At 65.6% G+C, this 12,517-nt stretch carries 11 protein-coding genes; 2 read left to right on the forward strand and 9 right to left on the reverse strand.

Annotation, left to right across the window (positions count from 1 at the left end):
- Positions 1-33 precede the first annotated feature (33 nt).
- Positions 34-540 carry a DUF2937 family protein gene (locus tag KO516_RS19510; protein ID WP_216005467.1) on the forward strand — a complete coding sequence of 169 codons (507 nt, stop codon included), beginning with the start codon at positions 34-36 and terminating at the stop codon, positions 538-540.
- A 119-nt stretch (positions 541-659) separates the two neighbouring features.
- Here KO516_RS19510 and glmM read toward each other — a convergent pair whose 3' ends face one another.
- The 7 genes from glmM to KO516_RS19545 form a co-directional block, all read right to left on the reverse strand.
- Positions 660-2,003, reverse strand: coding sequence for a phosphoglucosamine mutase (gene glmM, locus KO516_RS19515; RefSeq protein WP_216005468.1), 1,344 nt, complete (start codon positions 2,001-2,003; stop codon positions 660-662).
- Complete coding sequence (gene folP, locus KO516_RS19520) at positions 1,993-3,003, reverse strand: dihydropteroate synthase (protein ID WP_216005469.1); 1,011 nt, start codon at positions 3,001-3,003, stop codon at positions 1,993-1,995. The genes glmM and folP overlap by 11 nt, the downstream gene beginning before the upstream one ends.
- Positions 3,004-3,060: 57 nt before the next feature.
- A complete protein-coding gene (locus KO516_RS19525; RefSeq protein WP_216005470.1) occupies positions 3,061-3,972 on the reverse strand; it encodes a dihydroneopterin aldolase in 912 nt (303 codons plus the stop codon).
- 95 nt (positions 3,973-4,067) lie between these two features.
- Positions 4,068-4,703 carry a cell wall hydrolase gene (locus KO516_RS19530; RefSeq protein WP_216005471.1) on the reverse strand — a complete coding sequence of 212 codons (636 nt, stop codon included), beginning with the start codon at positions 4,701-4,703 and terminating at the stop codon, positions 4,068-4,070.
- Between the two features lie 164 nt (positions 4,704-4,867).
- Entirely contained in the window at positions 4,868-7,435 is a 2,568-nt protein-coding gene (locus KO516_RS19535; protein ID WP_216005472.1) for a putative PEP-binding protein, read from the reverse strand.
- A 173-nt stretch (positions 7,436-7,608) separates the two neighbouring features.
- The gene (gene glyS, locus KO516_RS19540) at positions 7,609-9,681 is read right to left on the reverse strand and encodes a glycine--tRNA ligase subunit beta (protein ID WP_216005473.1); all 2,073 of its coding nucleotides are present in this window, start codon (positions 9,679-9,681) and stop codon (positions 7,609-7,611) included.
- A 78-nt stretch (positions 9,682-9,759) separates the two neighbouring features.
- The gene (locus tag KO516_RS19545; RefSeq protein ID WP_216005474.1) at positions 9,760-10,617 is read right to left on the reverse strand and encodes a DUF1206 domain-containing protein; all 858 of its coding nucleotides are present in this window, start codon (positions 10,615-10,617) and stop codon (positions 9,760-9,762) included.
- 216 nt (positions 10,618-10,833) lie between these two features.
- Here KO516_RS19545 and KO516_RS19550 point away from each other — a divergent pair, with 216 nt between their 5' ends.
- Positions 10,834-11,307: a GAF domain-containing protein gene (locus tag KO516_RS19550; protein WP_216005475.1), complete on the forward strand. Its 474-nt coding sequence runs from the start codon at positions 10,834-10,836 to the stop codon at positions 11,305-11,307.
- 140 nt (positions 11,308-11,447) lie between these two features.
- Here KO516_RS19550 and KO516_RS19555 read toward each other — a convergent pair whose 3' ends face one another.
- A complete protein-coding gene (locus tag KO516_RS19555) occupies positions 11,448-11,822 on the reverse strand; it encodes a hypothetical protein (protein ID WP_216005476.1) in 375 nt (124 codons plus the stop codon).
- Between the two features lie 36 nt (positions 11,823-11,858).
- On the reverse strand, positions 11,859-12,517 hold a 659-nt coding region (locus KO516_RS19560), incomplete at its 5' end, for a VCBS repeat-containing protein (protein ID WP_216005477.1).

A 12,517-nucleotide genomic window follows, 5' to 3' on the forward strand; every position in this document is an offset into this window, starting at 1 on the left:
CCAGCGACCCCGCCAGAGGGTCAGGAGGCAGAGATGATCACACGCGCATTTGCCATGATCGCCGGGATGACCGGGGCGGTCGGGCTGTCACAGTTTCCCGAATATTCGCAGCAATACACCCAGCGCCTTGGCGGCGCGGTCGATGAGCTGAGCGCTGTTGTCGCCCAGTTCGACCGCGATGCGGCGGGGGTGGGGCTGGATCGCGGCGAAGCGCTGCGACAGCTTGCGACGGGGGGTGAATTTGGCGCGGCGCGGGCGGAGTCGATGCGCCAGACCATCGCGCGGCAGCAACGGCTGGCCGGGGATCTGGCGGCGCTCGACGGGGCGGGGCCGTTCATGCGGGCGCGGCTTGCGGGGCATCTGGGCGATCCGGACATTGCCGCGCGGGCCTGGCAGGCGTTTCGCCCGGCGCTGCCCGTCAGTTTCGAGGGCGTGACCTATGCTGCCGCCGGGTTCGGCGCGGGCTGGCTGGCGCTGGCACTTGTGGCGGGGTTGGCGCGTCGGATGTTGCGCCGCCGACCGCGGGTTGTGCGCGGGTGACAGGGCGGCTTGCCCGGAGGGGCGCGCCCCGGGTTGAGGGCAGAGGGGGGCCAGCCCCCCGCGCTGCGCGCGCCCCCGGGATATTTATGGCCAGAAGAAGCCGGGGGTCGGCGCAGTGATCAGACGGCGGCTTCGATTTCGGCGACGATGGTATTGACCAGTTGCGTGAGCAGGGCGTCGTCTTCGCATTCTGCCATGACGCGGATTAGCGGCTCGGTGCCCGATTTGCGGATCAGCAGGCGGCCCTTGCCGACCAGCTGCGCCTCGGCGTGTTTGATGGCGCTGTGCACGGAGGCTGCGTCTAGCGGTTTCTGCCCGGCAGTGAAGCGGACGTTTTTCAGCAGCTGCGGCACCGGATCGAAGCGACGTGCGAGCGCCGAGGCCGGCTGGCCGGTCTGGACCATTTCGGCGAGGAATTGCAGGCCCGCCAGCAGACCGTCGCCGGTGGTGGCGTAATCGGTCATCACGATATGGCCCGACTGTTCGCCGCCAAGGTTCCAGCCATTGGCGCGCATCGCCTCGACCACGTAGCGATCGCCGACGCGGGTGCGTTCGAGCCGCAGGCCCTTGCCGCCGAGATAGCGTTCAAGCCCGAGGTTGGACATCACCGTGGCGACAAGCACGCCGTCCTTGAGACGGTCTTCGGCGGCCCAACGCGAGGCCATCAGCGCCATCAGCTGATCGCCGTCTGCGATGCTGCCGGTCTCGTCGATGAGGATGATGCGGTCGGCGTCGCCGTCAAGGCAGATGCCGACATCCGCGCCATGGGCCACCACCGCCTCGGCGGCGGCGTGCGGTTTGGTCGAGCCGCAGTTGTCGTTGATGTTGCGCCCGTTTGGCGCGGTGCCGAGCGGGATCACCTCGGCGCCCAGTTCCCAGAGCACCTCAGGGGCAGTGCGATAGGCCGCGCCATTGGCGCAGTCGATCACCACCTTCACGCCCTCGAGGCTGAGCCCGTGCGGCAGCGAACCTTTGATGCGTTCCTGATAGCGGAAGCGCCCGTCGTCGATGCGTTTGGCGCGGCCAATGTTACCCGCCTGCGCCGGGGCGACGCCGGCCAGAACCATCGCCTCGATCTCGGATTCAGCCTCGTCCGAGAGCTTGAAGCCGTCGGGGCCGAAGAACTTGATGCCGTTGTCGTCGGCGGGGTTGTGACTGGCGGAAATCATGATGCCGAGATCGGCGCGCATCGAGGGCGTCAGCAGGCCCACCGCCGGGGTCGGCACCGGGCCGAGCAGCAGCACGTTCATCCCGGTCGAGGTCAGCCCTGCCGTCAGCGCGTTTTCGAACATGTAGCCTGACAGGCGGGTGTCCTTGCCGATCACCACGCGGTGCACGCCGCCCGCTTCGCGGCGGAAATAGCGCCCGGCGGCGGCCCCGATGCGCAGCGCCATTTCGGCGGTCATCGGATGCAGGTTGGCGGTGCCACGCACGCCGTCGGTGCCGAAAAGATCACGCGTCATGGGGGGCTCCTGTTTCTACGGCCTGCCAGAGCGCCAGCGCCTGACGGGTTTGCGCAACGTCGTGAACGCGCAGGATCTGCGCGCCTTGCGCCACGCCGGCCAGCGCAACGGCGATCGAGCCGGGGGCGCGCTGCGTTGGCTCGGGTGCATTGCCGATGCGTCCGATGAAGCCCTTGCGAGATACGCCAAGCAGGATCGGGCAGCCAAGCCCGTGCAGCAGGGACAATCCGTTCAGCAGCGCAAGGTTATGGGCCTGCGACTTGCCAAAGCCGATGCCGGGATCGACGATGATCTTGGCGCGGTCAAGCCCGTTTGCCAGCAGCATCTCGACCTGGGTTTCCAGAAAATCATAAACGTCAAGCAGCACGTTTTCATATTCCGGCGCGTCCTGCATGGTTTGCGGATCGCCCTTGGAGTGCATCACGCAGACCGGCAGCGCGTTGTCGATGCAATAACGCGCCAGATCCGGATCGAAGGTCAGCCCGGACACGTCGTTCACCATCGAGGCCCCGGCGCGGATCGCGGCGCGCGCGACTGCCAGCTTGCGCGTGTCGATCGAGATCGGGACCCCTGCGAGCGCGCGGATCACCGGTTCGGTGCGGGCGACTTCTTCGCCGGTGCTGATCTCGGTGGCACCGGGGCGGGTGCTTTCACCGCCGATGTCCAGCAGGTCTGCGCCGTCCTGCATCAGCCGACGGCCGCGCAGTGCCGCCTCGGGGGCGGACCTGTCACGGCCGCCGTCGGAAAAGCTGTCGGGGGTGACGTTGAGGATCCCCATGATCTGCGGGCGATCCATGCGCAGTCCCATCACCGTGCCGCGCGGCGCTGTCAGCCGGTCGCGCACCGGATCTGGCAGGGCGCTGGCGGGCAGGCGGGTGACGCTGCCGTCGCGCCGGTGGCGGGCGACATGGGTGAACCAACGCGGGCCGCCCGCAAGTGGCAGGGCATCGCTTGGGCGCGGGGCATCGGATCGGATGAGGGGTCGGAAATAGTCACGCATGGGCGCTCTTGTGCCCCTGCGCGCGGGCATTGGCAAGCGTCCGCCCGGCGCGATGTTTCAAAGCGTGACAGCCCGCGCGGGCAGCGTGATCGCCTCGGGCAGAGGGGCGCCGATGGTGACCAGTTCGCAAGCGTCGATCTGCGCCGCGAACCAGCCCGCCAGCGCCACGCTGTCGGCTTGCTGCGAGGCCGGGCCTTGCGTCGCGTCGAGCACGATCTTCGATGGGGCCCAGATGCAGATCTGGCCGTTCTTCATCGCCCAGTCCAGTTCGGTGCGGGTGGCGACCACCTTGCAGCGCGGATCGCGCGCCGCCAGCACCCAGCCGTTCTGTTCGATGGCCAGCAGATCGATGCGCCGCTGTGCCAGCGGGTGGCTGGCGTGCGGGCGGGGCAGATCGGGCAGGCCGACGCAGAGGATCAGCGGCTCGGGCAGCGCCGCCAGCGCGTCGATTCGCGCCGTCAGGCTGCCCGAGGCGATGGCCTCGTTCGACAGGTACACAAGGCGCGGATGCGGGCGCGGGCGGGCGACTTCGGCGAGGTGACGGCCATAATCGCTGCGCGCACGCACGATCTCGACCCCCAGCGCACCGGGGCCGCGATCAAGCTTTTCGATGCGCAGGAACACCCGCATTGCCTGCGGCTCAAGCAGGATGCGTTCCGCGATGCGCTCGGCCAGCGTTTCCAGCAGGTTGACCCGTTCGGCGTCCAGCTCGGTGCTGATCGCCTCGGTGACGCGGTCGTAGCTGAGAATGCGGTCGACATCGTCGTCAAGCGGCCCGCCGGTGGGCGTGACCTCGACCACCACATCGAAGCGGATGCGCTGGGTGTGGCCGCGTTCGGCCTGAAAGGCACCGATCTCGACCTCGCGCACATGCTCGCGCAGCGAGATGCGGTCGCGCGGCGCCGTGCCTTCGGTGGAAATCGCCCGTTCCGACGGGTGGGCAAAGGCAAGGCGGATCTCGTCGGCCATGGCGGGGGCTCCGGGTTGTGGTCCTTGCCGCGACCTTTAGCGCAGGCCGCGCGCGGGCGCGAGGCCCGGAGGCGGCATTTCACCGCCCGCCTGCGTCAGTTGCTGCTGACGCGGTAGCCAGCGCGATAGAACTGATGATCGCCAATCGACGTGGTCTTGGTGAAGCTCTTGGCCCAGTAGGGGTTCACGGCGTGGGTGTGATAGAAGGTGGCGCCTTCGGTCAGCGCCCGCGGCGCGCCGTCAAGCATCTGGCGGGCGATCTTGCCAGCCCTGTCCCAGGCCAACGGCTCGGAGATCGTCTCGGGCACACCATCGCAGGTAAAGGTGAACTGGCAGGCGTGCTTGCGCCCGGTTCCCTGATTCACCACGCCGCAGACCGTGGCGGGAAAACGCGGCGAGTCGACACGGTTGAGGATCACCTCGGCCACCGCGAACTGCCCCTTGACGCTTTCACCGCGTGCCTCGAAATACAGCGCTTCGGCGAGGCATTCCCATTGCGAGCCGCCCTTGGCGACCGGCTGGCTTGACAGCCATTCCCGGTTGTATGAGATGGGGGTGATCGCCCCGCTTGCATCTAGCGCGAGCAGCGATCTGAGATGCGATGGCTTCGCGCTGCTCAGCCCTTTTTGTTCCAGATTCACCAAGTGGCGAAGATTATCCTGCTTCACTTCGGCAGCAGCAGGCTGGGCCGCGGCAAACGCAGCCAGCGCAAACATCGTTGCTTTGATCATCAGTCCCTCGTTACGTCCCGGTGCGGCTCCCCAAAGCCGCCGTTCGTCCGGGGGGTGAGCTATTGAATTTGTTCCGTCGCGTCTACCCGCAGGGCGGCAGATCGGCGGATTTTGGCCAAAAGCTTCTGTTAAGGCGATGTATTCAGTGGATAAAATTCCAGCGACTACGAGATCTTGTCTCTGATCGCAAGCTGAGCAGCAGCCAGCCGGGCGACCGGAACCCGGAACGGAGAGCAGCTGACATAATCGATTCCGGCGCTTCGGCAGAAGGCAATCGATTCGGGATTGCCGCCATGTTCGCCGCAGACCGACAGCATTACGCCGCCATTCGCCCGTCGCCCGCGTTCGACCCCGATGCGAATCAATTCGCCCACACCCTCGGCATCGAGCCGATGGAACGGGTCTTCGGGAAAGACGCCCTGCTGCACGTAATGCGACATGAACCGCCCCGCGTCGTCGCGAGATAGGCCGTAGGTCATCTGGGTCAGATCGTTGGTGCCGAAGGACAGGAAATGCGCGTGCTGCGCGATTTCGTCGGCGCGCAGGCAGGCCCGCGGCGTTTCCACCATGACGCCAAGCGAGTAGTCGAAATCGCGCCCGCGCTCGTTGCGCACTGCCGAGGCGACAGCGTCGATGCGGTTGCGCACCAGTTCGACCTCGCGGCAGGCCGAGACCAGCGGCAGCATGATCTCGGGCACCACCGGCGCGCCGATGCGGCTGGCATCCAGCGTCGCCTCGAAAATGGCGCGGGCCTGCATGTCGTAGATCTCGGGCACCGCAATGCCAAGCCGCACGCCGCGCATCCCCAGCATCGGGTTGTATTCCCCCATGCTTGCAACGCGGCGGGTCACCTCGGACACCGGGCGGTCGACCGCTTCGGCCAGCGCGCGCAGCCCGGCGCGATCATTGGGCAGGAATTCGTGCAGCGGCGGGTCGAACAGGCGGATGCAGACCGGCATGCCTTCCATGATGCGGAACAGCTCGGTGAAATCCTTGCGCTGCATTGGCAACAGTCGCGCCAGCGCCGCCTCGCGGTCCTTGGGGCTGTCGGCAAAGATCATCTCGCGCATCGGGGTGATGCGGTCTTCTTCGAAGAACATGTGTTCGGTGCGGCACAGGCCGATGCCCTGCGCCATGAAGTTGCGCGCGGTTGCCGCGTCTTGCGGGGTGTCGGCGTTGGCGCGCACGCCGATGTCACGTTCCGCGTCGGCCCAGGACATGAAGACGTGGAACACGTCGTCCAGCGCCGCCTCGATCATCTTTGGCGCACCGGCAAGAACCTGCCCGGCGCTGCCATCGACAGTGATGATGTCGCCTTCGCGAAAGCGGCGGCCATCCTCGGCCAGCAACACCTTGTCATCGTGGCGGAATCCCATGCGCACCGCACCCACCACGCAGGGCAGGCCGATGCCGCGCCCGATCACCGCCGCGTGGCTGGTCATGCCGCCGCGCTCGGTCAGAACCGCAGCGGAGCAATGCATGCCCCGCACATCCTCGGGCGAGGTTTCGCGCCGCACCAGAACGCAGGGTTCCCCCCGCGCCGCCGAGGCCTGCGCCTCGTTCGAACTGAACACGATCCGCCCGGTGGCGGCGCCGGGCGAGGCGGCAACCCCGCGCCCGATGAAATCGCGCTGCGCTTCGGGGGCGACCTGCCGGTGCAGCAATTCGGTCAGCGCGTGCGGTTCGACCCGCATCACCGCTTCCTGTCTGGAGATGATGCCGTCTTCGGCCAGTCGCACCGCGATGCGCAGCGCCGCGCGCGAGCTGCGCTTGACCCGCACCCCGTCGAGAATATGCACCTGCCCGTTCTCGATGGTGAATTCGATCTGCATTTCGGCGCGCAGCTTCTGGCGCATGAAGGCGGCGTATTCCTTCAGTTCCTGAAAGGCGGCTGGCTCCAGCTCTTCGAGCGAGGGGCCGCGCGGATCGCGCGCCAGATAGAGCGAGGCCGTGCCGTGCAGCGCCTCGCGCCCTTGGCTCTGGCTCAGGTAGCGGCCAGTCACCTGCGACAGGCCGGTGTCGGAATCGACCAGTTGCAACACCCCCGAGCCGCACTCGCCGATGCCCAGACCCAGCGCCATTTCCTGCACGATCAGCCCCAGACCGGCATCGACCGGCGCGCCGCGCGCTTGCCGCAGCAACCGGGCGGTGGTGCCTTCCCATGCCCGCGCCATCGAGCGCAGCACCTCGGCCAACTGGCGTTCGGCGCATTGGGGAAACGGTTCTTCGGCCTCTTCCTCATACGCTTTGAGCGCGGCTGACAGCCCTTCTTGGCCGACGCAGCCGATGTCTTCGAACACATCGGGATCAAGCCGGGCGACATGGATGGCAAAGGCCATGACAAAGCGCTGATACAGCGCGCTGGCGGCTTCCTTGCCGATCTCGTCGCACAGCGCCACATAGGTCGCGTCGTTCATCCCGATGTTGAGCACCGAGCCGGGGCCGCCCCAATCCATGTCTTCGGAGGAGTGGCGCACGCAAAGCAGCGCGCCTTCGGCAAAGCGCGACAGAATCGCGCTGATATCTGGCAGATCGCCCTGCGCGATACGGTGCACCGTGTCAAAGCTGAGCGCGACGGTCCGGGGCACCGGCAGATCGAGCCGCACAAGCCGTTGAAGACACTTGGCCCGCCCGCCATGGGTCGGCACCGAAATCGGCGCCGATGACGTGATCAGCGTCACGTCGGGGTCGTGATCTTCGGGGCGAAGCGTATCGGGCACAAGGGCGTCCATCTAAAGTTTCTGCGGCGCAGCATAACCCGAAAACGGGTTTTGACACTATCACGTTTGGTAGCGAAGATGACGTTAATCCGCGTGGGCCTCGGGGGCAACAATGGTATACATGGCTGCCCCTGCCGAAGGTCGCTTTGCAACCTTCAGGCACCATTTGTGAAATCGGCCTCGCGTCAGCCTTCGAGCCGGGTCAGGTCGGCGACCTGAAGGCAGGTGGTGCGGATGCGCGACAGCAGGTTGAGCCGGTTGCGGCGCACCACCTGATTGTCGGAATTGACCTGCACGGCGTTGAAAAACGCATCGATCGGCGCGCGCAAATTGGCCATGGACGACATGGCCTTGCCGAAATCCTCGGCCTGCATGGCGGGCTTGATGGTGGCATCCGCCGCATCGAGTGCCGCAAAAAGCGCCGTTTCCTCGTCGGTTTCGGCGAATTTCACGTCAGCGCCGAAGCTATATTCAACGCCGTCCTTCTCCTCGGCCTGCGTGAGGATGTTGTTGGCCCGCTTGAACCCCTGCACGAGGTTTGCGCCGTCTTCGGTGCTCAGCGTCTCGGACAGCGCCCGCGCGCGCGCCACCACCAGCGACAGGTCATCGTTGCCGGGCATCGCCAGCACGGCGTCGATCACGTCATGGCGAATGCCTTCATCCTTGAGATGGACCTTGAGCCGGTCGTGAAAGAAGGAGAGGAGATCGTCGGCAGGGGCGTTCTCGCCATGTGCGGTGAATGCTTTGCCGAGCGTCGTCACAAGGCTGGCCTTCAGCCCGTTCACCAGCACCAGCCGGATCACCCCAAGCGCGGCGCGGCGCAGGGCGAAGGGGTCTTTCGAGCCAGTGGGCTTTTCGTCGATGGCCCAGAACCCGGTCAGCGTGTCGAGCTTGTCGGCCAGCGCCACGGCGACGGAGACCGGCGCGGTGGGCACGTCGTCGGACGGGCCGAGGGGCGAGTAATGCTCTTGGCAGGCCGCCGCAACCTCGGTGGGCAGGCCCGCCGCATCGGCGTAATAGCGGCCCATCAGCCCCTGAAGTTCAGGGAATTCAAACACCATTTCAGAGGACAGATCCGCCTTGGCGACCCGCGCCGCCTGTTCGGCGAGATCCGCATCGGCGCCGACCATCGGCGCGATCTCGCGGGCGAGGGCGGCGATGCGCTCGATCCGGTCCTTCTGGCTCCCGAGCTTGTTGTGGAAGGTCACGTTCGACAGACGTTCCGTCCACGCCTCCAGCCCGTCGGTCTTGGCGACGCGCAGATCGTTTTCCCAGAAGAACCGCGCATCCGACAGGCGCGCCGACAGCACCTTGTTATTGCCCGCAAGGATGGTCGCGCCGTCATCGCTGGTCTCGATGTTGGCGACGGTCACAAAGCCTTCGATCCGGCCAGTGGCGGGATTTTTCACCGAAAAGAACTTCTGATGCTCTTTCATCGAGGTTTGCAGCACCTCGGGTGGCAGGCCAAGGAAGGGCGCGCCGATCTTGCCCATCAGCACCACCGGCCATTCCACGAGGCCGGCGACCTCGGCCAGCAGGCCAGCATCTTCGACTACCTCGAGCCCTTGCGCAAAGGCGGCGGTGGTGGCGTCGTGCCAGATGGTATCGGCGCGCTCTCGCGCTGACAGGATCACCTTGGACCGCTTGAGCTTGGCCTCGTAATCATCAAAGCCAGAAACATCGAAGGCGCCATTGCCCATGAAACGGTGGCCCTGCGTGCTGCGCCCGGCGGTGATGCCATCGACGCTTAGCGGTACGATCTCGCTGCCGCCGTCATCGCTGAGCAGGCACAGGATCGATTGCAGCGGGCGCACCCAGCGCAGGCTGCCCGCGCCCCAGCGCATGGATTTCGGCCAAGGGAAGTTGCGGATGGTCTTTTCAAGCACCTCGGCGACGATCTCGGCGGCGGGGCGGCCCGGCTTTTCGATGATGGCGAACAGCACCGTGCCCTTCTTGTCGGTGCGCTCCTCGCATTGCTCGCGGCTCACGCCCGCGCCGCGCAGGAAGCCTTCGATGGCCTTCGCGGGGGCGTCGACCTTGGGGCCACGGCGTTCTTCGCGGATCGCCGGGGATGCCGCAAGCAGACCGGACACCGTCAGTGTCAGTCGGCGCGGGGTGGAAAAGGCGGCGGCACCGGCATAGGTCAGACCGGTCTCGACCAGCCCATCGGTGACGAGCTTCTTGAGATCCTCGGCGGCACGGCCTTGCATACGCGCGGGGATTTCTTCGGAAAAGAGTTCGATCAGAAGGTCGGGCATCGTCTCACCACAGCATTTGTTGCGGTGGTGGATAGCTGGATGAGCGGGCAGGGTAAAGCGCTTAGCCCGCCCACAGGCTCATGCCGTCGCCTCGCGCAGCTTGCCTTCGGCTTTCAGCTTGGCACGACGGGCAAAAGTCATCACATCCTCGCCCGAATGGCGCGGCACGATGCGGTAGCGGGCCTCGACAAGGTTTTCGATGCCAAAGCCGACGAGACCAGCGGCGATAACTCCCATCAGGATCGCGCCATAGGGGGCAGCGCGCAGGGTCGAGAGCGCCTCGCCAACGCCGCCTGCATCGCCGGGGTTGTGGTTGAGACCGGCAAAGAAGATGAGCCCGCCGATGATGGCGACAACGACACCTTCGGCGATAAACCCGGCCTTCATTGCCGGATTCAGCTTCTGCGTCAGATCGGTGACCCGGATATCGGCCTTGTAGGTTTCCGCGATGCCTTTGTAGCCATAATAGAAACCCGCGCCGATGGTCACGATCCCGACCACCATCACCAGATAGGGCCCCCACGGCATCGCCATCAGCTTTTGCGTGGCGGTCTGCGCGCCGCCGCCTTGCGAGCCGGCCCCCATTGCGGTGGCGGCGAGCGAGGCACCGATGGCACCGTGGATCAACCCGGTGATCGCCTGACCGGCGCGGGCGGCGAGGCCCTTGGCATCCGAGCCTTCGCACTCAAGATCCATGGCGGCGTCGATCAGCCGCCAGACCATATAGGCCATCATGCCAATGGCGATGGCCCAGAGCAGGGCAATGCCCCACGGCTCGTCGCGCAGGGTCGAGAGCGCATCGGTGGTGCCTTGGGCCTGTCCTCCGTAGATGGCGGCGGACAGGGACAGCCCCCCGACGATGATGTAGACGGCGCCGCGCGCGGCGTAGCCAGCACGCATCACGGGCACGACCCAGGCGGGGGCTTTATCAGGCATCGAACCTCTCCTTTGTTCGAGTAAAAGCGCGATGGCACCGAATTGGTTCCCGATATCGGCGTTTCAGATGGCATGGCTCTGCGGGAGACGCCCGCCGACGCGCAGGCTAAAGGTGATTTTAGGATGGATTTTTTGCGGATTTTCCCGCATAGCAGGACGGGCGGGGCCGTGTGACTTCTTTCGGCATTGCCCTGCGCGAACAGCGGGTGGGCGAACATGCACGGGTGCGATACCTGTAGAGCGCCGAAGAGAAACCTTCTTGGCATCGTCAAGAGAGCGCATGAATTTCTCGAAGCGGATCAGGTGCTGATCAACGATGTGACGTCAGACAGGCAATACGTGCTGGTGCATATCGGTGCGCCGCTGCCACCGGAATTCGCGCGCGAGATGCCGCTGAGCCATTCGATCTGTCAGCACACCGTCGGAATGGGCGTTCCGCTGAGCATCGAAAACGCCGCCGCGCATCCGTTGCTGCGCGATTGCCTTGCCATCCCAGACCTGAATATCGGAGCCTATCTCGGGCTGCCGTTCGGTGCGGGGTTCCCGACATTAACCATGAGTGCCGTGTCTCACTATCCCAGACCGTGGACCTCGCAAGACCGCGCCTGCATCAGCCGTGCCATCAGCGAGATAAAGGAAGACCACGCTGCCGAAATCGCGGCGCTCGCCCGCCAGATCCGCAGGCGCTGAGGGACCCCCGTGCGGCGGGCCTTGGGGGGCCTGTCCGCAAGCGCCCGATGGGGGCGCAGGGTCCGCCACGTGTTGGACGCAGCAAAAGGGCCGTGCGGGATGTCGCTTGTCCCGCACGGCCCGGTTTTTCGGCCCTCTTGTCAGACGGCGAAATCATCCGCGTCGAGCCTTGCGTAGACGCCGCTTTCGCCCTCGATGCGGATATAGAACTCATCGATCTCGGCGACGGTAAGCGCGACCGAGGTCAGCGTGGTCAACGCGTTCGGGCCGTAGCCGGCTGCGATCTCGGCGATCAGCGCGTCGGCGGTCGCGGCAGTGTCGACCCACAACCGCGCGACATCGAAGCCGAGGCTAGTGTCAAAGCCGTTCTCGACCACCACGATGCCGTCATCGGTGGCGCAGGAGGCGGTCAGATGGTCGTCGCCGATCAACGTGTCGCGCTCTGCCCCATCGGAGGACTGGACCCACCTGAACTCGTCATCGTCGGCGCCGCCCACGATTGCCTCGATGGCCACGGCCTCTAAAGGTGTCGATGATGCGCGGGGTCCATGTCAGGTTGTCGCCCGCATCCTCGCCGCCGTCATAGAGGCATTGGTTTGCAGCACGGAATTCACGGTTTCGATTTCGAGCGCGATCTGCTCGTAATAGCCATCGTGGCTTATGTCGGCCGCCGCCGGGCCGGCGTTTGATTCCACAAAGCCAAGCGTCGGGGTCGATGCGGCGATGTCCCCCGACCACGCAGGATTGCCGGACGCGTCGGTCTGGTTGATGAAAACCGCAAGTTTCGACGCCCCGCTGGCCTGCATGCCGATCAGGTCCAGCAAGCCATCACCATTCAGATCGATGGCAGAGAACCCGGCGCCGCGCGTGTGACCCGAGACTTCGGGGATGGGCTCCGCGCCTTGGGTGAAATTGCCGTTGCCGTCGCCGTTGTGGATCTTGAACAGCCCGCCGTCGATGCCCTGCAGGATGTCGACGTGGCCATCGCCGTTAAATTCTTCGACGGTGGTCTGCCAGGTGTAGGTTCCCTCCTCTTGCGTGAACGGCCTGTAGCCGGTGCCGGTGATGTTCGCCCCGGCGTTATACGTCTGTAAATCGTATTCGTACTGGATAGACATGCCTTCCTCCCGTCTTGCGTTGGCGGTAGCTGAATCCCCGTGCCACCACTGCAATGTGTTAACCATAACGGTCGGCTTTGTTGCACAAATCG

The sequence above is a fragment of the Citreicella sp. C3M06 genome, from assembly GCF_018860705.1.
GTDB lineage: Bacteria > Pseudomonadota > Alphaproteobacteria > Rhodobacterales > Rhodobacteraceae > Salipiger.

Excerpts from the sequence above, each read along its gene's own strand:
- KO516_RS19550 (WP_216005475.1), top strand. The coding sequence starts at position 10,834 with ATGCACGGGTGCGATACCTGTAGAGCGCCGAAGAGAAACCTTCTTGGC.
- KO516_RS19545 (WP_216005474.1), bottom strand. The coding sequence starts at position 10,617 with ATGCCTGATAAAGCCCCCGCCTGGGTCGTGCCCGTGATGCGTGCTGGC.
- KO516_RS19525 (WP_216005470.1), bottom strand. The coding sequence starts at position 3,972 with ATGGCCGACGAGATCCGCCTTGCCTTTGCCCACCCGTCGGAACGGGCG.
- KO516_RS19530 (WP_216005471.1), bottom strand. The coding sequence starts at position 4,703 with ATGATCAAAGCAACGATGTTTGCGCTGGCTGCGTTTGCCGCGGCCCAG.
- glyS (WP_216005473.1), bottom strand. The coding sequence starts at position 9,681 with ATGCCCGACCTTCTGATCGAACTCTTTTCCGAAGAAATCCCCGCGCGT.
- KO516_RS19535 (WP_216005472.1), bottom strand. The coding sequence starts at position 7,435 with ATGGACGCCCTTGTGCCCGATACGCTTCGCCCCGAAGATCACGACCCC.
- KO516_RS19510 (WP_216005467.1), top strand. The coding sequence starts at position 34 with ATGATCACACGCGCATTTGCCATGATCGCCGGGATGACCGGGGCGGTC.
- folP (WP_216005469.1), bottom strand. The coding sequence starts at position 3,003 with ATGCGTGACTATTTCCGACCCCTCATCCGATCCGATGCCCCGCGCCCA.
- glmM (WP_216005468.1), bottom strand. The coding sequence starts at position 2,003 with ATGACGCGTGATCTTTTCGGCACCGACGGCGTGCGTGGCACCGCCAAC.